Origin of the sequence: Cohnella fermenti (assembly GCF_004801405.1) — a bacterium.
Lineage (GTDB): Bacteria > Bacillota > Bacilli > Paenibacillales > Paenibacillaceae > Cohnella > Cohnella fermenti.
This window is the reverse complement of record NZ_SSOB01000012.1, coordinates 67854-87904: the sequence shown is the minus strand read 5'-3', so window position 1 is coordinate 87904 and position 20051 is coordinate 67854. Positions and strand designations below refer to the sequence as shown.

The 20051-nt window shown below is 61.5% G+C and carries 19 protein-coding genes and 1 riboswitch; of the genes, 5 read left to right on the top strand and 14 right to left on the bottom strand.

Annotated features, from left to right (window positions below):
• Positions 1-15 precede the first annotated feature (15 nt).
• Positions 16-270 carry a hypothetical protein gene (locus E6C55_RS11290; RefSeq protein WP_136369897.1) on the top strand — a complete coding sequence of 85 codons (255 nt, stop codon included), beginning with the start codon at positions 16-18 and terminating at the stop codon, positions 268-270.
• A 148-nt stretch (positions 271-418) separates the two neighbouring features.
• Here E6C55_RS11290 and E6C55_RS11285 read toward each other — a convergent pair whose 3' ends face one another.
• The gene (locus tag E6C55_RS11285) at positions 419-793 is read right to left on the bottom strand and encodes a cupredoxin domain-containing protein (RefSeq protein WP_136369896.1); all 375 of its coding nucleotides are present in this window, start codon (positions 791-793) and stop codon (positions 419-421) included.
• A gap of 174 nt (positions 794-967) precedes the next feature.
• Entirely contained in the window at positions 968-1390 is a 423-nt protein-coding gene (locus tag E6C55_RS11280) for a phage holin family protein (protein WP_136369895.1), read from the bottom strand.
• 177 nt (positions 1391-1567) lie between these two features.
• On the opposite strand from E6C55_RS11280, the gene E6C55_RS11275 reads away from it, so the two are divergent.
• Genes E6C55_RS11275 through E6C55_RS11260 form a run of 4 tightly spaced genes read left to right on the top strand, consistent with a single transcriptional unit; the run spans position 1568 to position 5312 of the window.
• Complete coding sequence (locus E6C55_RS11275; RefSeq protein ID WP_136369894.1) at positions 1568-1843, top strand: hypothetical protein; 276 nt, start codon at positions 1568-1570, stop codon at positions 1841-1843.
• Between the two features lie 60 nt (positions 1844-1903).
• Positions 1904-2857 carry an FAD:protein FMN transferase gene (locus E6C55_RS11270; protein ID WP_168735590.1) on the top strand — a complete coding sequence of 318 codons (954 nt, stop codon included), beginning with the start codon at positions 1904-1906 and terminating at the stop codon, positions 2855-2857.
• Positions 2841-3461, top strand: a complete 621-nt coding sequence (locus E6C55_RS11265) for a ferric reductase-like transmembrane domain-containing protein (RefSeq protein WP_136369892.1) — start codon at positions 2841-2843, stop codon at positions 3459-3461. Before E6C55_RS11270 ends, E6C55_RS11265 begins: the two co-directional genes overlap by 17 nt.
• Positions 3462-3497: 36 nt before the next feature.
• Complete coding sequence (locus E6C55_RS11260; protein ID WP_230986651.1) at positions 3498-5312, top strand: adenine deaminase; 1815 nt, start codon at positions 3498-3500, stop codon at positions 5310-5312.
• 255 nt (positions 5313-5567) lie between these two features.
• On the opposite strand, the gene phoU is transcribed toward E6C55_RS11260, so the two are convergent.
• The 12 genes from phoU to E6C55_RS11200 all read right to left on the bottom strand — a co-directional run bounded on the left by phoU (position 5568) and on the right by E6C55_RS11200 (position 19839).
• Positions 5568-6227, bottom strand: a complete 660-nt coding sequence (phoU, locus tag E6C55_RS11255; RefSeq protein ID WP_136369890.1) for a phosphate signaling complex protein PhoU — start codon at positions 6225-6227, stop codon at positions 5568-5570.
• A 30-nt stretch (positions 6228-6257) separates the two neighbouring features.
• A complete protein-coding gene (gene pstB, locus E6C55_RS11250) occupies positions 6258-7073 on the bottom strand; it encodes a phosphate ABC transporter ATP-binding protein PstB (protein WP_136369889.1) in 816 nt (271 codons plus the stop codon).
• Complete coding sequence (pstA, locus tag E6C55_RS11245) at positions 7051-7977, bottom strand: phosphate ABC transporter permease PstA (RefSeq protein ID WP_230986649.1); 927 nt, start codon at positions 7975-7977, stop codon at positions 7051-7053. The genes pstB and pstA overlap by 23 nt, the downstream gene beginning before the upstream one ends.
• A complete protein-coding gene (gene pstC / locus E6C55_RS11240; RefSeq protein ID WP_136369888.1) occupies positions 7977-8933 on the bottom strand; it encodes a phosphate ABC transporter permease subunit PstC in 957 nt (318 codons plus the stop codon). Before pstC ends, pstA begins: the two co-directional genes overlap by 1 nt.
• A 98-nt stretch (positions 8934-9031) precedes the next feature.
• Positions 9032-9895: a phosphate ABC transporter substrate-binding protein gene (locus E6C55_RS11235; protein ID WP_136369887.1), complete on the bottom strand. Its 864-nt coding sequence runs from the start codon at positions 9893-9895 to the stop codon at positions 9032-9034.
• Positions 9896-9974: 79 nt separating this feature from the next.
• Complete coding sequence (locus E6C55_RS11230) at positions 9975-11384, bottom strand: stalk domain-containing protein (protein WP_230986648.1); 1410 nt, start codon at positions 11382-11384, stop codon at positions 9975-9977.
• A 1200-nt stretch (positions 11385-12584) separates the two neighbouring features.
• Positions 12585-13388, bottom strand: coding sequence for an alpha/beta hydrolase (locus tag E6C55_RS11225; protein ID WP_136369886.1), 804 nt, complete (start codon positions 13386-13388; stop codon positions 12585-12587).
• Positions 13389-13455: 67 nt separating this feature from the next.
• Complete coding sequence (locus E6C55_RS11220) at positions 13456-14781, bottom strand: uracil-xanthine permease family protein (RefSeq protein WP_136369885.1); 1326 nt, start codon at positions 14779-14781, stop codon at positions 13456-13458.
• The gene (gene thiE / locus E6C55_RS11215; RefSeq protein ID WP_136369884.1) at positions 14771-15505 is read right to left on the bottom strand and encodes a thiamine phosphate synthase; all 735 of its coding nucleotides are present in this window, start codon (positions 15503-15505) and stop codon (positions 14771-14773) included. The genes E6C55_RS11220 and thiE overlap by 11 nt, the downstream gene beginning before the upstream one ends.
• Positions 15502-16329, bottom strand: a complete 828-nt coding sequence (gene thiD, locus E6C55_RS11210; RefSeq protein WP_136369883.1) for a bifunctional hydroxymethylpyrimidine kinase/phosphomethylpyrimidine kinase — start codon at positions 16327-16329, stop codon at positions 15502-15504. Before thiD ends, thiE begins: the two co-directional genes overlap by 4 nt.
• On the bottom strand, positions 16326-17138 hold the full coding sequence (gene thiM, locus E6C55_RS11205; RefSeq protein ID WP_136369882.1) for a hydroxyethylthiazole kinase: 813 nt from the start codon (positions 17136-17138) through the stop codon (positions 16326-16328). Before thiM ends, thiD begins: the two co-directional genes overlap by 4 nt.
• A 104-nt stretch (positions 17139-17242) precedes the next feature.
• A riboswitch (TPP riboswitch) is annotated at positions 17243-17352 on the bottom strand.
• A 45-nt stretch (positions 17353-17397) separates the two neighbouring features.
• Positions 17398-19839, bottom strand: coding sequence for a glycoside hydrolase family 2 protein (locus E6C55_RS11200; protein WP_136369881.1), 2442 nt, complete (start codon positions 19837-19839; stop codon positions 17398-17400).
• Positions 19840-20051 lie beyond the last annotated feature (212 nt).

Here is a 20051-nt window from a genome sequence, read left to right as displayed (position 1 = left end):
CGGGGAGGACTGCGCATGAGCTACAAAGTGACCTTGGTGTGCACGCTGCTGGCGGCGGCTTTGTGCTTGTTCAATGCCACCGGCTACGATCCGCACAACCTCTTCTTATTCATGTTAAGCGTTCCGATCTGGTTCGTCGAGCTTTTTGGCGATATTCATGCGGTAAATGTTTATTTTATGTACTTGCTGACCGTCGTCAGTTGGGCCGTCATCGGACTTTGCTGCGATATCGGGATCGCCCGATCTGCCCGGAACCGCAGCGAAGCGTAGAACCGGATGCGGGCCGGATGAGAATCGGACGAGGACCGAACGCGGACCGCTTGCGAAGCCGCAACGGGAAAAAGGAGCCTCATGGCTCCTTTTTCCCGTGTGCATTGGGGCAATCGCGAATAAGCCGGGACCGCGCCCGAACCGCCGATTACTCGACGATAATCTTCGCGATCATTCCCGAGTGGCCTTGTCCGCACAGAACCGAACAATGGATCTCGTATTCGCCCGGAGCGTCGAACGTGTATTCCGCCTTCGGATTGTCCTTCGTCAGGTTGATGTCCGTGCCGACGATCTCGGCGCCATGATTGCCCAGCTTGTTGGTGAGGCTGATGGCATACGTCGTGCCGGCCTTCACGTGATATTCGGTCTCATTAAACTCAAAGTTGGTTGCCGTAATCTTCAGAGCCTCTACGCCTTCGGCAAGCTTCTCTTCCTTCGGCTTCTCAGGCAGTCCGTCCGCGAGCAGGTAGACGCCGAACAAGCACGCGATGATAAGCAATACGGGCATGATCCACTTGTACATTGATGCTCCCCCTGATTCATTCAAAATGTCTAGTTCTTATTTTACCTAAAATACACAATTGAACTCAACTGTTCCGCGGGGAAGATCGTCAACTTTTTTTCACATATGACAAATTGATGAACAAGCGCGGGGACGCTCGTACGGCTCCCGCGACATTCTGCGGCCGCTCTCCGCTTACTTCGGCAGCTCCTCGTCCTTCCCTGCTGCCGTGCCCGCGCGGTTTCGCAGCACTTGAATGACGTCGCGAAGCCTGTCCGGCATCGGAAGTCCCAGCCTCCCGTAATTTTCCGTCACCGACAGCAGTTCGTTCACGATATAGAAATATATTGCCCCGCCCATGACGACTTCGGCGCCGAGCACCAGGTCGATGCGGTGGGCCACGATGACGACGATCAGCATGAGGCCCTTCTTCGCGAGCCCCCAGAAGCCGATATTGCTGTTCAAGCCCTTCCCGTCGCGCAGCGATGCGAGCGTCCCGCTCAAGTAGTCGGCGACCATCAGCACCAGCAGGAAGCTTAACGATTCCGTCCAATGGCCGAAGCAGAAGCCGATTATCGCTCCAAGCGTCACGCTTACTATACCCAAGTTCGGATGCATCCCCTCTCCTCCTCTATGACAAGCATCGGTTGTGATATCAATATATGAGAATGTGTCGAGAAAGGACTTGGTAATTGTCGGCTAGCGTTGGCGGAGAGGACTTTTAATCTTCTCTTCACCATTGGCTCAAGCTGGCCTAAGGTTCGTATGGCATCCTGGGAGCAAGGAGGAGAATTCATGGCGAATCGGAAATGGACCAAGTGGGCCGTCGGCCTGTCCGGCGTGGCGCTGTACTCCCTGTTCGTCGGGTATATCTCCGGAGAGAACACGGATACGGCGCAAGCGGCAACCGTTGCGGGCTCGTACGATTCCTCGGCGTCTTCGGATCAGGATCAACTGCGAAGGCAATGGCAGAATGAGGCCGGCGGAAGCGTCGGTACGGGAGAGCAGGGCGGCACAGGCTCGAATTCGGGCTCTTCCTCCGGCGGGAGATTAAGAACGAGAGGTTCGTAAGCAAGAGGCTCGCAAGCGAAAAAGGATACGAGAGGCGAAAATCCGAAAGGAGAGATGAACATGCATACTTTTCAAGCGATGAGCACGGAGTTCCGCACGATCGGGCTGTCGGCCCATTCGCAGCGCCAAGCCGAATCCTGGTTCTCGTTCATCGAGAAGAGCCTTAGCCGCTTCCGGGAATCGAGCGAATTGTCCGCGCTGAACCGGAGCGAAGGCCGGCCCTTCCTCGCCTCCGCCCTTCTCTATCAGGCGACAAGCGTGGCGGACCGCTACTTCCGGGAGACGGGAGGCCTGTTCAACCCGTATGTCGGCAGGGCGCTCGTCGCAAGCGGCTATTCCGACAGCCTGGAGAGCGCGAAGCGAACGGCCCATGTGGCAAATAACGCCGCAGCCGTCCCCGGAACGCCCGAGGAGCCGGCCGAACTGGATCGGCGCATGATGGGCATTCGGCTGCACCCGGACGTCTCGCTCGATCTCGGGGGCATCGCGAAGGGCTGGAGCGCCGAGCAGCTTGCCGGCATGCTCCAGCGGGAAGGCGTACGCGTCGGCGCCATCGACGCCGGCGGCGATCTCGCCCTCTGGGGCACGCCCGAAGGCGGCTGGGAGATCGCGATCGGCGACCCGTTCGCGGAGGAGAGGGAGCTTGCCCATCTGCGGCTGAAGCGATCCGCGGGCATCGCGACGAGCAGCGTCATGAAGCGGCGCTGGGGAGCGGCCGGCAGCGAGCGGCACCACCTGATCGACCCGCGCACGATGAAGCCGGCCGACACCGATCTGGCGCAGGTTACCGTGCTGGCGCCCACTCTGACCGAAGCGGAGGTATACGCCAAGTGCCTGCTGCTGCTCGGCGCGGAAGTCGGCATGGCGTGGCTGGAAGCCCGCAAGCCGGCATTCGGCTACGTTGCCGTAGGCAGAGATGGACAAGTATTCCGCGGCGGCGCCCTGGCGGATTACGAAGATGCGGACGAGCGAACAGGGCGGGGCGGGACGGTGAACCATGCAGCCGCTATATGAGACGTTTAACGTATGGACGACCACCCGGGCAGCCGGGCTGACCGCATATGTCCTGCTGTTCGTCTCCACGGCGGCGGGCCTGCTGATGAGCGGCAAGCTGAGCGGGCGGAAGAGCCAGGCGATTATCCTCGCCGTTCACCAATGGGCGGGCTGGTTCGGCTTCCTGTTCGGGGCGATGCACGGAGCGGTGCTGCTGTTCGACGACTACGTCGGCTACTCGGCCGCGGAATTGCTCATTCCGTTCGCCGCAAGCGACCATCGCTGGCTGACGGGACTCGGCACCTTGTCGCTGTACGTCTCCGTTGTTCTGATCGCCAGCTCCGACGCGATGAAGAAGCTCGGCAGGAAGCTGTGGCGCACGATTCACTTCCTGGCGTTCGCCGGATACGGCATGGCGCTGCTGCACGGCGCGCTGCTCGGAACCGATGCCGGGTCGAACGCGATCGGCGGCATGTATGCCGTCACCGGAATGACAGTCGCCGCGCTGCTGGCGTACCGGATTTATTCCGCGCGGCTGGCCTCCTCGGCCAAGGCGGCCGCGCGCCGCCAAGCGCCGGCCGGCAGCCGCGAATTTGCGCAGAAGCCGCCCAAGATGGGATACTAGGGATAACCGAATGGCGAATGGAGCGTGTTACTCTGTATGATTTTCCCCAGACCCCCTTTATCCGAATGCTTCGAGAGCCTTGTGTCGACCGCGAGAGGCGACGTCAAGGCTTCTCTTGTTGTCCAAGGCGGCACGCTTGTGAACGTCGTCTCCGGCGAGCTTCTTCCGAACATGTCCGTCGCCGTGCAGGGCTCGCGCATCGCCTATGTCGGCCGTGACGTCGCGCACCTCATCGGCCCCGAGACGGTCGTGATCGATGCCAAGGGCAAGTACATGGCGCCGGGGCTGCTCGACGGCCACGCCCATATCGAGAGCACGCAGCTCACCGTCACCGAGTTCGCCCGCGCGGTGCTGCCGCTCGGCACGACCGGCGGCTTCTTCGACCCGCACGAGATGGCGAACGTGTTCGGCCTCGAGGGCATCAAGCTCATGCGCGAGGAAGGGCTCGGCACTCCTCTCGCTTCGTACATGCAGGTCGCCTCCTGCGTGCCGGCCGCCGGCCCCGCCTTCGAGACGACCGGCGCCGCGATCGAGCCCGCCGACGTCGCGGAAGCCTACCGCTGGGGTCCGGACATGATCGGACTCGGCGAGGTGATGAACTTCCCCGGCGTCGTCTACGGCGACGCGAAGATGGCCGCGCTGCTCAAGGAGACGCTGAGCGCGGGGCGGATCGCCGACGGCCACTTCACCTGGCCGTCCTCCGACTGGCGCCTGCCGGTCTACGCGGCCAGCGGCATTACCGGCGACCACGAGTGCGTCACCCCGGAGGACGCCATCGAACGCATCCGCCTCGGCATGTACGCGAAGCTGCGCCGCGGCTCCGCCTGGCACGACGTCGCGAACACGATCAAGGCGCATACCGAGCGCGGCCTCGACACCCGGCGGATGCTGCTCGTCACCGACGACCGCAGCTCGGAATCGATCCGCGACGAAGGGCATATGAACTTCGTCGTCCGCGACGCGATCCGCCAGGGCGTGAAGCCGATCGCCGCCTTCCAGATGGCGACGCTCAACACCGCCGAGCGGTTCGGCGTCGCCCGCGACGTCGGCTCGATCGCGCCGGGAAGCTTCGCCGACATCCTGCTGCTGGACGGCCATCTCGCCGACGTGAACGTCTCCCTCACAATCGCCGCCGGTGTCGTCGTCGCCGAGAACGGGCGGATGGTCGTCGACCTGCCGGCTTACGAATACCCCGAGAAGGTGCGCAATTCCATCCGACTCACGCCCGACGTGGACGCATCCGCCTTCGAGATTGCCGCTCCGATTGCGCACGGCGATGCGCTCGTCCGCGTCATCCAGGTCATCGAGAATCACGTCGAGACTCCGGAGCTGAAGCTGCGCGTACCGGTCGCAGACTCGCGGGTCGTGCTCTCCCCGGACAGCGGCCTCTGCAAGATCGCCGTGCTGGAGCGCCACAAGCAGACCGGCAACCGCTCGGTCGGCCTTGTCGCGAACATCGGCTTCGCGAAGCCGGCCGCCATCGCCATGACCGTCGCGCACGACAGCCACAACCTGCTCGTCATCGGCAACTCCGACGAGCTGATGGCCCGCGCCGCGAACGAAGTCATCCGCATGCAGGGCGGCGCCTCCGTCGTCGCCGAGGCGGAGACGACGAGCTTCCCGCTCCGGATCGCCGGCCTCATGTCGGCCGAGCCGTTCGAGATCGCAGCCGAGCAGTCCGCGTCCATCAGCCGCGCCATCGTCTCCGCCGGCTGCACGCTCAACTACGCGTTCATGACGCTGTCGCTGCTCGCCCTTGTCGTCATCCCGACGCTGCGCCTCTCCGACAAGGGGCTCGTTCGCATCTCCGAGTCCGGCATCGAGTTCGTGCCGTTGTTCTGCGAGGAATAAAATAAAGGGGTGCCTTATCCCCTTCCTTCAGTTGCGCGCTTTGGCGGCGAGAACTGAACGGAAGGGATAAGGCACCCTTTTGCAAGATGGGGACTTGGGCCGGCGCGCCCCACAACGCCAACAAAAGGAGCCCTGCCCCAGGACGATGTTGCCGACCGGGGGAAGCTCCTTATGCGGTTTTCCACATTAATCCGCTGACGGCACGACGCCCTATGCATTTCCGCCCTGCGCGTTCCCGTCCTACGGTTCCCCGTCCTACGCGTTCAAGTCCGGGCGGGTGCCGGTGACCAGGTACACGGTGCTCTCGCCGATGTTCGTGGCGTGGTCGGCGATCCGCTCGTAGTAGCGGCCGACGAAGCTGAGCAGCGTTGCCTGCGGGATCGTCTTCGGGTCTTCGACCATGATCGTCAGCAGCTCGCGGATGATCTGGCTGTACAAGGCGTCAACCAGGTCGTCGTCCTTGCTCATCTTGTAAGCGAGGTCGACGTTCTCGTCCATGTACGATTGCACCGATTCGGCGATCATCATGCGAACCGTCTCGGACATCCTCGGCAGGTCGATCAGCGGCTTGATCAGCGTCTGGCCTTCGAGCCGCAGCACCACCTTCGCCACGTCGACCGACAGGTCGCCCATTCTCTCGAGGTCCGACGAGATTTTGAACGCGGCGAGAATGCGCCGCAAATCCTTGGCGACCGGCTGCTGGGTCGCGATCAGCTTGGAGCCGAGCTCTGTGATCCGCTCCTCGAGCTGGTTCAGCTCCAAGTCTTCCTTCACGATCCGCTGCGCCTTGATCGCATTCAGGCTGACCAGCGCATCCGTGGCATTCGCAAGCGCCTTCTCGACGCGCCCGCCCATCTCGCCAAGCAGCATCTGCATCTCCTGCAAACCTCGATCGAACTCTCTTCTTACCGTCACAACGGTTCCCCCTCTCCGTTCGGCTTCAGCTCAGCCGAACCTTCCGCTGATATAATCTTCCGTGCGTTGATCGGACGGATCGGAGAACAGCTTCTCGGTCTCCGAATACTCGACAACCTCGCCATTCAGGAAAAACACGGTCTGATGCGACACCCGAGCCGCCTGGTGCATGTTGTGGGTCACCATGACAATCGTGTACTTGTCCTTGAGCTCCTGGGCCAGCTCCTCGATCTTCAGCGTGGAGATCGGATCGAGCGCCGATGTCGCTTCGTCCATGAGCAGGATGTCCGGCTCGACGGCAAGCGCGCGGGCGATGCACAGCCGCTGCTGCTGACCGCCGGAGATGCTGAGCGCGGAGCGCTTCAGATGATCCTTGACCTCGCCCCAGAGCGCCGCCGCCTTGAGGCTCGACTCGACGATCTCGTCGAGCTGCTTCTTGCTGCGGACGCCGTGAAGCCTCGGACCGTACGCCACATTGTCATAGATCGACTTTGGAAAAGGATTCGGCTGCTGGAACACCATTCCTACTTTTTTCCGCAACGTCTCCACATGAACTTCGCCGGAGTAGATGTCCGTTCCTCCTACCGCGATCCTGCCTTCGATTCTCGTTCCCGGAATCATGTCGTTCATCCGGTTGAGCGTGCGCAGCAAGGTCGACTTGCCGCACCCCGAAGGACCGATAAAGGCGGTAATCGCGCGCTGGGGAATTTCCACCGATACATTCTTAAGCGCCTGGAACGTTCCGTAGAACAAATTCAGCTTGTCGATCTCGATAAGAGCCTTCAACAGAGTTTCCTCCCGTGAATACGAATACGAGCTGGCTTTAGCTTCTGGTCTTGCGGGCATTCAGCCACAGCGGAACGCGGAACACGAGGTTGATCAGCAGCACGATGAAGATCAGCACGGAAGTCGCCTTCTGCGCAATCTCCCCGGCATCCGGCACGATCGCCTCGGACTGGACGTACCAGAGGTGAACCGCAAGCGTCTCGCCCGGCGAGAACAGATTGAAGTCCCACATAACCCCGGAGGTCGTCACGCCCGCCGTCAGAATGATGACCGCGCTCTCGCCGAACGCGCGTCCGGCGGTAAGACAGATGCCGGTAACGAGGCCGCTGAGCGCAACCGGAACAAGAACCTTGCGAATCGTCTGCAGATGCGTGGAGCCGAGCGCGAATGAAGCGTTCTTCATCTCTACCGGCACGGACCGAATGGATTCCTCCGTGATGCGCGTGAGCATCGGGAGGTTCAGGAACGCCAGGCTGATCGCTCCGCCGAGAATCGTAAGGCCGATCTGGAACATCTCGACGAACAGGGCGATGCCGAACAAGCCGAAGATGATGGAAGGAACCGAGCTGAGCCCCTCCACGCAGATCCGCACGAAGCCGATCAGCTTGTTGTCCGGAGCGAATTCCGCCAGGTAAATTCCGGCGGCAAGCCCGATCGGAATCGAGATCACAAGCGAGATGGCGAGCAGATAGAACGAGTTGAACAGCGCAGGACCGATGCCCCCGCCCTCTTCGATCTCGCTCGGAATGCTGTACAGGAAGCTCCAGGTGAGCTTGGGCAGGCCGTTCTTCAGCAGCATGAACAAGAGGCCGCATATAAAGAGAATGACGAGAATACCGATTCCCCATACCACTGCGGTAAAAATTTTATCGAATACGGCGGACGAGCCGTTTCTCTTCCCGAACGAGTAAGGGGCTTCGGAACGCAGAGCTTCGTTGGTCGATCCGTTCATCGATCCGTTCATTATTCGCTGGCTCCTTTCTTCTGAAGGAACCGAACCGCCACGATCATCAGAAGCGAGATGACAAGCAGCAGGAAGCCCATCATGTACAAGGCGTAGTTCCAGGTGGAGTCGAATTCGACGCTGGAGATCTGCATCACGATGTTGCTCGTCAGCACGGCGGTCGGCTTGAACAAGCTGTCGGCGATCTGCGCCGTGTTGCCGATGACCATGACGACCGCCATCGTCTCGCCGATCGCGCGGGCCATGCCCAGAATGACCGCGTACACGATGCCTCTGCTCGAGGCGGGAAGGACGACGCGGAAGATCGTCTGGAAGCGGTTCGAGCCGAGCGCATACGAGGCGTCGCGATACTTCTTCGGGACGGCGGTGATCGCGTCGTCGCTGACGCGGCTGATGGTCGGAAGCACCATGATCGTCAGGACGATGGCTGCGGCGAGCAGCCCGTCGGCAAGAGGCTTGCCCGTCAGATCGCGAAGCCAAGGAATGAGCACGGTAAGTCCCAGGTAGCCGTAGACGACCGACGGAATGCCGACGAGAAGATCAAGCACGGGGCGAAGCGTATTGCGAAGCCACTTCGGCGTCATCTCGGCGAGGAAGACCGCGATCAGCACCGAGAAGGGAACGGAGATGATCAGCGTAAGAGCCGTAAGGGCAATCGTTCCGTAAATAAACAGCAGCGCGCCGTAGTGGCCGTTCTCCGGGTCCCAGTCGGTTGAGAAGAAAAATTCGGCGAAGCCGACCTCCTGGAAGGTCAGGATGCCGGTGCGGAACATCAGGAACAGGATGCCGAACAGCACCAGACAGACGAAGCCCGCGGCAGCGATACAGGCGATACGGAACGCGGAGTTCGCCCATCTCAGCCTCGTTCTTCGATCGAAGGATGGTCCCGAGCCGGTCCGGATGCTGTTGCCGAGCTCCGCCGGAGCGTTCTGTGCGGTAGAATTCATCTCGATCATGGAGAGATGATCTCCTCTCATAAGGAGAAGCCAGCTTGTCGCCGAAGCGCGGAAGCTGGCTGTCTCATCGAATAATGGCGGGGCTGGTTATTGGAAAATTACTTAAGGTTCTTCACGGACGCCAGCGGGATGAACTTCAGCTTCTTCAGGGAGCCGTTCTGGAACGTGTTGCTCTGGATGTACTCGATGAACGCCTTCGTAGCGCCCGTCGGCTTGCCCTTCGTCATGAAGTAGCCGATTCCCCATACCTTGTACGTGCCGTTCAGGACGTTCTTCTCCGTCGGAGCGACGCCGTTGATGCTGAGCGCCTTCATCTTCGTCGTGACATACGGAAGGTCGATGTAGCCGATCGAATTCGGGGTCGTCTCGATCGTCGTCTTCATATCGCCGCTCGAGCCGACTTCCTTGTAGTTGTCGCCCTTGCTCATGAATTCGGTGCCGCTCAGAGCCTTCATCTGGAAGTTGACGCGGGTGCCGGAGCCGAACTTGCGGTTGACGACAACGATGTCTTCGTCCGCTCCGCCGACGTCCTTCCAGTTCGTGATCTTGCCCGAGAAGATGTCTTGGAGCTGCTTCGTCGTCAGGCTGTTCACCTTAACGTCCTTGTGCACGATGGCGGCGAATACCGTAACGGCAACCGGATTCGCGACTTGGCCGTCGAACTTCTTGAAGCCCGGCACGTCGATGGAAGCGTCCCAGTCGACGGCGCCGATGTCGGCGATTCCCTTGCGGACCGCTTGCGGGCCCGTGATCGAGCCGGCGGCGGATGCGGAGATTTTGACCTTCGGATTCAGCTTCTTGAATTCGCTGGACGCTTGGAGCGTCAGCGGCAGAAGCGCGGAAGAACCGTTGATAACGATGCTGCCCTTCAGGGTGCTGGCCGCGGAGGCCGCCGACGTTGCGCCGCCGATCAAGCTCAGGGCGAGCGCTACCGCCGTAAGGGATTTGAACCATTTTCTCATGGGAAAATAAACTCCTCTCGGATACGATCAGATGATGGCTTCGTCTGCGGAAGCTTGGTGTATACAGGCTTGGCGCCGATTACTTCGTGATGGCCGTCCAGGCGTTGCCGCTGCGTACGAGAACTTGACCGTCGCGTACGACCGCGATGCCGAATTCGGAGACGACGATGGACGTCACTTCCGCCGACACGGCGTACAGTTGCTTGGCAGCTCCGGTGGACGTCACCTCGTAGATCCCGTTCTCGGAGTCGCTGTCCGCTGCCAGCACATACAGCTTGCCGCCGTATTGGACCGATTCCAGCACGTCGCGTTCGCTGTAAAGATTCAATGCCGTGCCGCTTGCTCCGACCGAGACCAGAACGGCATTCGAATTCTCGTTCGCGACGCTGACGTAAGTTGCCGTCTTGCCGTCTGCGGAAGCGATGAACACCTTGTCGTCCGTTCCCTTCGTCAGTTGCACCGGCTTGCCGTCCGTTACCGACGAATCGAAGGAGAAGATCTGGATCTGGTTCGTCGAGTAGTCGATCGCGACATTGTCTTCGTCCACGTTCGTCGAATCCGCCGTTACGCTGCCCAGCGTCGTCACGGCGTAGACGAACTTCGTTCCGTCCGCGGAGACGTTCAGGCTCGACTTGTAATCGACCTTGTCTTCCAGAATCTTCGTGATCTCGCCGCTCGCCACGTTGATCTTCGCGATGACCGAGCCCTTGTCGCCTTGCAGGAAGTAGACCGTGCTGCTGTCCGGGGACCAAACAAGCTCAGGCTTGATGTTGTTGTCCTCGGAGAGCTTGGAGACAGCCTTCGTCGAGAGATTGATCAGGTAGAGCAGCCCTTCGCTGTCGGAGAAGATCGCTTGCTTGCCGTCAGGGGAGACGACCAGGTCCGACTTGTCGGTCGAGGTGAGCAGAACGTCGCTCTTGCCGGATGCGGCATCGACCAGGTAATCCGTGCGGCCGGACTCTTGCACCGTCGAGACGAGCAGCTTGCTCGCGCTCACGAAGCGCGGGTTCTCCGCTCCTTCGACCAGCTTCACGGTGGAGATGACGACTTGCGTACCGTTAAGGGCAACCGTTCCGCCGAGCCCGTTCACGAGCGGGCGAACCGCCATATAGGTGGAGCCTTCCACGAGCTGGATCGGCTGCTTGAGGCTCACCGCAGCTCCGTCCGCCGTAATCTGATTCGCACTCAGCTTCGCTTCGACCGTATGCCCGTTCAGCGTTACCGTCAGAGCGCCGTTATGTACCGCGATGTTCGCCCCGATCGCCTTGGCCACGTCGCGAATCGATACGAGCGTCTCTCCGTTCTTCGTCACGACGCGGAATGAGGCGGAAGAACCATTCACCAGGAACGTCGCTTGCTTAGCCTGTACGCTTGCTGCCGTCTTCGCGGCCGGTGCCGCCGAAGCTGCGCCTACGATCGACGATGTTCCTACCACTGCGGCTAATACGGATGCTGCTAGAGCTTTTCTCATCACCATTGACTCGGTCACCCTTCTTTGTCTCCCATATTGGCCCTGCGCCTTGCTTGTTCAACCCTCTTCCAAGCCTCTTCAATTCGCTTTACATTCGTCATTATAAGAAGCATTTGTAAAGGAGATTTGCGCCTACTATTATGCCATTGTTAAAATTTTCTTCTGTTTGCAATTGTTATCCTCTATTTTCCGCTACCCCTCTCTCCCCTTCCCCATCTCCACTCCCCTTCCTGCTGCCTCTCTCTATCCCCCTCTAGCCAAATCCTCCTCGCACTCTCCTCCTGCCGCGCTATTCGTTACCGCCGGCCCGCCGGCTTTGCGATTTTATGCGGTTTTTCACATTCGTCGGCTTGAATTCGGATGAATCGCGATGTTTTATGTGGTTTTTAGCATACATACATCAACTTGAGCCGAATCGCCCAACCTGCCCCTTTTCGCGCAGCACGAATGCGATTTTTCACATAAAATCCGGCAATTGGCGGGAGCGACGGCTTCGGGAGGTCCGGTAGTTCCGGCGTGGTCAGCGGGGTCAGCAGATCCGGCGGATCGGCGGGGGCGGCGGGGGCGGCGGGTTCGGCGATTTTGTCGACGGGGTCCGAGATAGTCCCCCTTCCGGCCCGGTGCCGTTTGCGATTTAATACGAAAATTAATCCTCGCTAATGGCGGTCTGTACCGGATTTAGACAGGAAAGTCCTGCCATCGCCTAGCGCCGGCCCAGCGTGGTCGGCATGTCGGTGAAATATTCCATATTGTGGGCATTGTGGGAGCTTGATCCCCTTCTACACCCTTATGCCTCTTCTCCCCTTGGATCAGGAATCTCCGCTTGACGATCATGCCCTTTGCTCTTGGGTCAGCTTGTTCACCTTGCATCTCCTTATCCTGAACGAAAGGGAGAAGAGACCTAATGCCGCCAGAGGGAATAGACGCATGAGGGAGCTGGAAACGATGCCGGGCGGGATGGCAAGTGGAACGAACAGTCGTTAGGCGGGTTTCACGCTCATCTCCCTCTCCTACCGCCCCGTCGGAGCGTCGTTGTACGGGGTTCTCCACTAACTCCGCTCCTTATGCTTCTCCGCAGTTGGCTTTTCAGCACTGCGGATGGCCATGACTCATCTAAGTGCATCCGTAGGCATAGGGCGGCGAATAACGCAAAAAAAAGGATAGAGAAAAAGGACCGTTGTCCCGAATCTCTATCCTTCTGCGGTTGTGGAACGGCGTTTATCGCGCGGCAAACCCGTTCAGCTTCAGCCAGGAGGCGCAGGCCTCCGTCCACTCTCTCGTGTGCTCCTCATCCTCCGCAAGTCCCAGGCCGTGACGGCCGTGCTGATAGACGTGAAGGTCGAACGGAACCTTGTGGCGGCTAAGCGCGGCGGCGAACGCCAGCGAGTTCTCGACCGGAACGGCGGCATCGTCCGCGGTGTGCCACAGGAAACACGGAGGCGTGTCCGGCGTCACGCGTTCTTCGCTGCTGAAGTATTCGATGCGCTCCGGCGAGACGTCGGCCCCCAGCAGGTTCAAACGCGAGCCGCCGTGCGTATAAGGAGGCTTCAGCGTGATGACCGGGTAACACAGAATCGCGAGATCCGGTCTTGCGGAATAAGCCGCATCCAGCTCATCCTTCGGCGTTCCGGTCTCTTCGTTATACAAAGTCGCCGCCGCGGACGTCAGATGACCTCCCGCCGAGAAGCCGAGAATGCCGATCCGGCTTGGGTCGAGGTTGAAGCGTTCGGCGTTCGCCCTCACGGTGCGGATAGCCCTCTGCGCATCAAGCAGCGCGCACGGGTACTTGTACGGAGCGACGCGATAACGAAGCACGAACGCGGAGATGCCGAGCGAATTCAGCCATAAAGCGATCGGCTCTCCCTCGTGGTGGGCACGCGTCCCGTAGCCTCCGCCCGGGCAGACGACGACTGCCGCGCGGTTGTCCCCTTCCGCCAGATAAGGGAAGATCGCAGGGCGATCCTCATCGGTCGTTCCATGCGCAAGCGGCGCGCCTTCCGGCCATAACAACAGTTCTTCCATGTGAGTCCCTTCCTCTCGCCTGTCAGCGTCAATATCGTCTGATGCGCTTACATCCTAGCCCATCATATCATGGTTGTCCTTCTTCCGGTAGCGCATCCTCCTGTCTTCCGGCGAGGGGAGAGAGCCGACGGGGGAGCGAGACAAGCAAGAACTGGAGAAGCAGCACCAAGGTCGCGCCGATCAGAATCGAATTGGACAGCAGCGTGCCCCAGAATCCGGCGATTCCTTCCACATTGCCGGGAAGCGCGACGGCGAGCAGAAGGCTGACGCCGACGACCGTGAAGTTGGCTTCGGTCTTCTCCATTCTCGACAGCAGCGAGATGCCCGACGAGAACAGCCCGGCCGCAGCGGGCAGGAACAAGCCGCCGATGACGGCTCCCGGCGTCAGGGCGAGCAGGGCGCCCGCCTTCGGAACGAATCCGAGAACGAGCAGAATTCCTCCCGCCCAGACGATCGGGAACCGGGACCCCGACCGTGTCAGCCGAAGCAGGCCGACATTCTGCGCATACGCCGTCGTCGGCAGCCCTCCCAGGAAGGCCGACAACAAGGAGCCGCCCGCTTCTCCGGCGAAGCCGCGCCGCAGTTGCCCGTCGTCCAGCTTCGTGTCCGTCACCTCGGCGGCCGCCTGATAGACGCCCATCGCTTCCATCGTGGCGGCCAGGTATGCGCACAGGAACGCGGCAATGACCGCGCCGTGCCATTCGAAGGCCCCGTACGGCATGAGCTCGGGCCATCCGAACCAGGCAGCCTCGCGAACGCTTCGCCAATCCAGCCCGGCGGTGCCGGCGGCAATGGCATCGCCGACGAGCAGGCCGATCAGGAAGGCGAACCGTCTTGCCAAGCCGCGCCCGAACAGCGAGAGGGCAATGACGGCGACGGCCGTCGAGATGGACAAGAGAAGCGTCTCCGCCGTCAGGTACGTCTCGTCCCCCGGAGCTCCCCCGAGAAATTCCAGCAAGGTGAACTGTGCGAGCACAAGGCCGACGGTACAGATGACCGTTCCCGATACGGCGGGGGTGAACCAGCGGGCCAGCTTGCCGATCGCGCCCGTAACGGAGAGCAGGAAGGCGGCCGCCGCCGCGACCAGAATGCCCCCGGAGGCCGCGGCAAGCCCGTGCGTCTTGGCCGTCGAGATCATGAGGGCATCGAACGAAGCCGACGGGCCTTGCACGATCGGCAGACGGGCGAGCCGGGTCGCCTGCAGCAGGGTCACGAAGCCCGCCGCCACGAAGACGGCGTTGATCAGATTGGAAGCCGCGAGCGGAGCCATCCCGATCATGGCCGCGATAAACAGCGGGTCCAGCCAGACGTTGGAGACGAAGACGTGCTGCAGCCCGAGCAGAGCTCCCTGCATGCCGCCGACCTTCTGTTCCACTTGCAGCTTAGCGTCCATTCGCCGCGCCCCCCTTCACCTGAGCATCGCGGTCGCGGGAAGAGCCGGCGCCGTCCGCCGAGGACCGCACGGCTGCGGCGAGCCTCCGCGCCGCCTCGCGCGGCTCCTCCGCCAGCGAGATGGCGGAGATCGCGGACACCCCGTCGGCTCCGGCGCGGATAACCTCGGCCGCATTCGCCGCAGAGATGCCGCCGATCGCAACGATCGGCAGCGCGATGCAGCGAGCCCGGATCGCCTCGATCGCCCGAATTCCGGACGCCGTCTTCGCGTCCTCCTTCGTGCTCGTCGCATAGATCGGACCGACGCCCAGGTAGTCGGCGCCCGCCCGAACCGCCGCTTCGGCTTCCGCAGCGTCGTACGCGGACACGCCCAGCAGCCGCCCCGCTCCGATCCTCCTCCGGACGGAGGAGGCCCGCTCGTCGTCCTGCCCGACATGAACGCCGTCGGCTTCCACCTCCATGGCGAGCTCCGCGTCGTCGTTGACGACAAACGGGACGCCGTGCTCCCGGCACAGCAGCCGCAGCCGCCAAGCCAGCTCCGCGCGCTCCTTGCCCCGGAGCGCGTCCGTGCCCTTCTCGCGATATTGGAACAGCGTCGCGCCCCCTTGAAGCGCCTCGGCCAGCACGTGCTCGGGCCGGACGCCGGGCCGGCAGTTGTTGCTTCCCATAATGAAGTACGTGCGCAGCGCAGAGCGAATGGCCGCGTCCTGCCATGCCGCCGTCATCGCACCGCCCTCCTTAAGTCGCCGTAAGCCCAATGGTTCGTCGGCCCGTGTCCTTGGCCGAGCTCCAGGGGACACCCGACGGCCGCCTGGATAAACGCCTTGGCCTCTTGCGCGGCGCGCAGGGCGTCGCTCCCCTTGGCCAGCTCCGCAGTCAGTGCCGCCGCGAACGTGCAGCCGGTCCCGTGCGTATGGCGCGTGGGCACCCGCTCCCCTTCCAGCTCGAAGAAGTCCCGCCCGTCGTAGAGCAGATCGACGCAACGGCCTGCGACCGACTCGTCATGGCCTCCCTTGATGACGACATGGCGCGCCCCCATCGCGGCAAGAGCTCTTGCCGCTTCCTTCTTCGCCTCCCGTCCCGCCGCCTTGCCGCCGAGCGAGAGGCCGGTCAGCGCTTCGGCTTCCGGCACGTTCGGCGTAACCGCGAGCGCGAGGGGCAGCAGTTGCGCCTTCATCGCTTCAACCGCCCGCTTCTGCAGCAAGAGAGTTCCTCCCTTCGCGATCATGACCGGGTCCACGACGACCCGCGTCCAGCCTTGGCGTCGGATCTCCTCCGCAACTGCCGCGACGATCTCCGCGTCAACCAGCATGCCCGTCTTGAGCGCGTCGACGCCGAGATCGCAGCCGACCGCCGCAATCTGCGCCCGAACCGCCTCCGCTCCAAGCGGGTAGATGCCGCTTACGCCGAGCGTATTCTGCGCGGTAACGGCGGTGATCGCGGACATGCCGAACACCCGGAGCTCCTGGAATGTCTTCAGGTCGGCCTGGATGCCCGCGCCACCGCCGCTGTCGGAGCCCGCGATCGTGAGTGCCGTCGGCGTCCTCATCCTTCCACCACCTCAACCTTGCCGAGGCGCTCGACATCGGAGGGCGAGACGCTCCACAGAAGGTCCAGGAAGGCGATCTGGAAGCTGCCCGGCCCTTGCTTCCCCGCCCTGGCCGCCGCCAGCTCGGCGGCCGCGCTGTATGCCGCGAGCGCCGCGACCGCCGCCTCCAGCGGGTCCGGCACAACCGCCGCGTAAGCGCCGATGACCGACGAGAGCAGGCAGCCCGCTCCGGTGACGCGGGTCAGGAGGGCGTCTCCGCCCCGCACGGCCGCCGTCCGCCGGCCGTCCGAGACGTAATCGGTCTCGCCGGTAATGGCGACAACGCAGCCCAGCTTGAGCGCCGCCTGCCGCGCCAGCTCCGCAACGTCGCCTCCGCCCGCGCCGGCATCCACGCCGCGAATCGTCCAGTCGCGTCCGATCAGGTTCGCCGCCTCTGCGGCGTTGCCCCTCACGATCGCGATGTCGAGCTCGTCCAGCAGGCTTCGGGCCGTCTCAGTACGGTAGGCCGACGCTCCCGCGCCGACCGGATCGAGCACGACGGGAACGCCGCGTTCGTTCGCCGCCCGCCCCGCAAGCTTCATTGCTTCGACCTCGACTTCGTTCAGCGTGCCGATGTTAAGGACGAGCGCGCCGGCGATCCCGGCGATCTCCGCGACCTCTTGCCTGGCATACGCCATGACGGGCGACGCTCCCAGCGCCAGCAGCCCATTCGCGGTAAAATTCGTCACGACCACGTTCGTGATGTTGTGAACGAGAGGTTTGCGGTCCCGCACCTCCTGAAGATTGGCTCCCAATTGCCGAATGTCCATTTTTCTCGCCTTCCTTATCCCGTATTGAATTGAATATCCGAATTCGGGACGTCAAAAAAGCGCCTTCCCCGCCATATGGACAGGGGAAGACGCTTAAAAGCGCGCGCAAATAGACGCATTCTTCCTACGATGGCATTATCCAACAGGTTTAAACGGTCTACGACGGATCAGCCGTACTCTCAGCCTGCTTCTGCAAGCTCCCGCGAATATTCAATTGTTCTCAGTGTAATACACGGCCCAATGCAATTCAACCGTCTTTTTACACGTAGCCGATCGTCTTCACGCCGTTTAAGCTTGCCGCCTCTATCGCGAAGCCTTCCGGCAGCACGCCGCGCAGCACGATCTCGCGCGTCTCTCCGGCGACGAGATCGAAGTAGTTGTCCGACAGCGTGCCGACGACGTTAAGCAGTCCGGCATCCTTCGCGAAGACGTCCGTCCGGAGCGAGATCAGCGTGTCGCCGCTATCCAGCGCCTTCGTCGTCACGGTCAGTTGCGCCGGCTTCAGCTTGAGCTGATACGGCTTGCCGAGCGTATACGCTTGACGCGCCAGCCGCTCCCCTTCGCTCGACAGCAAGTTCACGAACACGATCGTCGCCGCCGCGTCGAAGCCGCCGACGTCAAGCTTGTCCAGTTCGGTCGATTGATGCCCGCGGCCCTTCACGCTGCGCTCTTCGGTCTTGACGACCTTGTCGGTCGCCAGATCGTAGTACTCAACCAGCACCTTGCCCGCAAAATCCCCATTATCATGGATCAGATACAGCGACGCTTCCGCCTGCCCCGGGGCGATCTTCGCCACAACGTTCGGAGCCTGGAACGTTCTCTTCATGTAATAGTACGACGGCTTCTTCACCTTGCCGTAGTCGACGAGCGCCCAACTGATCGACGGCCACAGGTCGCTCCATTGCCAGATCAGCGCGCCTGACGTATCCGGCATGCGGGATACCCAGTGCTCGACGCCGTAACGAAGCGCGTTCGCCTGCAGCAACTGGTTGACGTAGACGAACTGCTCCTTGGTCGCCGGCAGCCGGTAATCGCCGACCGTGTAGTAGAACAGCCGCTGGATGCCGTGCGGCGCCTTCTGCATCGCATCGAACTTCGGGTCGCGCAAGTCGGCCTCCGCATCGACGGCATTCATCACCTTCATCGAAGGATACGACTGCATCCCGAACTCGGACAGGAATCGCCCGTTGACCTCTCGGTACTCCTCGTACGGATGCGTCTGCCCCCAGACGTACCAGGAGTGCAGATCGCCGTAGTCGCCCTCGTAACGGGAATCGTCGAACGTAAGCATGTACGGGCTTGTCGGCCAGTAAGGGCGCAGCGTGTCCTTGCGGCACACCTCCTTCAGCACGTCGAAGTACAGCTTCTCGCCGAAGCCATGTTTGCGCTTCTTCCGGCTGCGCTCGATGAAGAACATGTTCTCGTTGTTGCCGCACCAGAGCACGATGCTTGGATGGGAGCCGAATTCGTCCAGCACAAATTCCGCTTCCTTGGCGACCAGCTCCGAGAACGCATCGTCGTCCGGATAGTCGCCGCACGCGAACATGAAGTCCTGCCATACCATGATGCCGAGCCGGTCGCACTCCGCGAAGAAGTCGTGGTTCTCGTACGTGCCGCCGCCCCAGACGCGGATCATGTTCATGTTGGCCGCCGCGATATCCTCGATCTCTTGGCGATACTCTTCGGCGGTGTCGAGGTTCGGCCACAGCTTCAGCGGAATCCAGTTGACGCCCTTGCACAGAATGGCGACGCCGTTCACTTCGATAAGGAACTTGCGGCCTTGCTCATCGTAAGGCATCTTGATCTTCACTTCGCGCAGCCCGACGGAACATTCCAGCGCGTAGGAGGCTTCCTTCGCGGCAACCTCCACGACCAGGCGATACAGATGCGCTTCCCCGTGGCCGAGCGGATACCAAAGCTTCGGATTCGCAATCTCGAGAGACGTCTCGTATGTCCTCTCTCCCGGCGCTATGCTGACAGTTTCTTTTTTAACCGCTGCCGCTTGTTCGCCGTCGTAGATCGTGTACGTCACTTCCGCTTCGAAGGCAGTGTCCCGAACGTTCACGATCTTGTGAGAAGCGTTTACGATTGCCTTGTCCGGGGCCAAACTCGTAAGGCGATAGCCAAGATGCTCGCCGCGCGCCTGCGCATATCCTTCCACGCGGACAGCCTTGTGAATGCCGACCGTTGCGACGCGAGCTCCCCAATCCCAGCCGTAGCCGTACTGCGCCTTGCGGCCGAACAGACGCGGGGAGATGCCGTTCCAGAGGAACAGGTCCTCGCCGAACGCCCGCTCCTTCTCCTTCAGCGTCTCCGTAGGAGAAGCGATGCGCACGACGAGCTCGTTGCGTGCTTGCGCGATGCCCTTCACATCGAAGCGATAGGACAGGAACATGTTCTCCGTGCTGCCGATCGCCTTGCCGTTCAGCTCGATCTCGGCGAACGTGTCGACGCCTTCGAACACGATCTCCAGCGCCTCGGAAGCGAGCAGCGCGTCGCTCAGCTCGAACGAGCGGCGGTACGTCCAGCCGTCGTGCTCGACCCATTCGATCTTCGGCTCGAACAGCGTATCGTATTCGTTAGGCAGCACGTCCTGCTCCATCAGATCCTTCTGGATGAAGCCCGGCACCTGCGCCGGATATTCCTGTCCCGTCCGTTCGTTCGTCGCATGCCATTTTCCATTCAGCAGCTTGTTCTCCATCAATAAGATCACCCGCTTCTTCCATCGTGTTGTCGATCTCGCTTGGCTAACTTATAAAATTGATAGGTTGTTAATATTACAGTTAGGCTAACGATAAGATACTACGAAACGAACAAAATTGCAAAGAAATTTCCCGCCAACAGCAAAAAGAGCGCCTAACGAGTAGACGCTCTTCCTAGGGGGGGGCCGCCGCATGTTGCATCTCTTATTCT

What these genes read in the sequence shown, in the direction of transcription:
- thiE (WP_136369884.1), bottom strand. Translation starts at nt 15,505, where the DNA reads ATGACGGCGGCATGGCAGGACGCGGCCATTCGCTCTGCGCTGCGCACG.
- E6C55_RS11200 (WP_136369881.1), bottom strand. Translation starts at nt 19,839, where the DNA reads ATGGAGAACAAGCTGCTGAATGGAAAATGGCATGCGACGAACGAACGG.
- E6C55_RS11285 (WP_136369896.1), bottom strand. Translation starts at nt 793, where the DNA reads ATGTACAAGTGGATCATGCCCGTATTGCTTATCATCGCGTGCTTGTTC.
- pstB (WP_136369889.1), bottom strand. Translation starts at nt 7,073, where the DNA reads ATGCCCGCAAGACCAGAAGCTAAAGCCAGCTCGTATTCGTATTCACGG.
- E6C55_RS11260 (WP_230986651.1), top strand. Translation starts at nt 3,498, where the DNA reads ATGATTTTCCCCAGACCCCCTTTATCCGAATGCTTCGAGAGCCTTGTG.
- E6C55_RS11235 (WP_136369887.1), bottom strand. Translation starts at nt 9,895, where the DNA reads ATGAGAAAATGGTTCAAATCCCTTACGGCGGTAGCGCTCGCCCTGAGC.
- E6C55_RS11265 (WP_136369892.1), top strand. Translation starts at nt 2,841, where the DNA reads ATGCAGCCGCTATATGAGACGTTTAACGTATGGACGACCACCCGGGCA.
- E6C55_RS11275 (WP_136369894.1), top strand. Translation starts at nt 1,568, where the DNA reads ATGGCGAATCGGAAATGGACCAAGTGGGCCGTCGGCCTGTCCGGCGTG.
- E6C55_RS11290 (WP_136369897.1), top strand. Translation starts at nt 16, where the DNA reads ATGAGCTACAAAGTGACCTTGGTGTGCACGCTGCTGGCGGCGGCTTTG.
- thiD (WP_136369883.1), bottom strand. Translation starts at nt 16,329, where the DNA reads ATGAGGACGCCGACGGCACTCACGATCGCGGGCTCCGACAGCGGCGGT.
- E6C55_RS11270 (WP_168735590.1), top strand. Translation starts at nt 1,904, where the DNA reads ATGCATACTTTTCAAGCGATGAGCACGGAGTTCCGCACGATCGGGCTG.
- E6C55_RS11225 (WP_136369886.1), bottom strand. Translation starts at nt 13,388, where the DNA reads ATGGAAGAACTGTTGTTATGGCCGGAAGGCGCGCCGCTTGCGCATGGA.
- pstC (WP_136369888.1), bottom strand. Translation starts at nt 8,933, where the DNA reads ATGATCGAGATGAATTCTACCGCACAGAACGCTCCGGCGGAGCTCGGC.
- E6C55_RS11280 (WP_136369895.1), bottom strand. Translation starts at nt 1,390, where the DNA reads ATGCATCCGAACTTGGGTATAGTAAGCGTGACGCTTGGAGCGATAATC.
- thiM (WP_136369882.1), bottom strand. Translation starts at nt 17,138, where the DNA reads ATGGACATTCGGCAATTGGGAGCCAATCTTCAGGAGGTGCGGGACCGC.
- pstA (WP_230986649.1), bottom strand. Translation starts at nt 7,977, where the DNA reads ATGAACGGATCGATGAACGGATCGACCAACGAAGCTCTGCGTTCCGAA.
- E6C55_RS11220 (WP_136369885.1), bottom strand. Translation starts at nt 14,781, where the DNA reads ATGGACGCTAAGCTGCAAGTGGAACAGAAGGTCGGCGGCATGCAGGGA.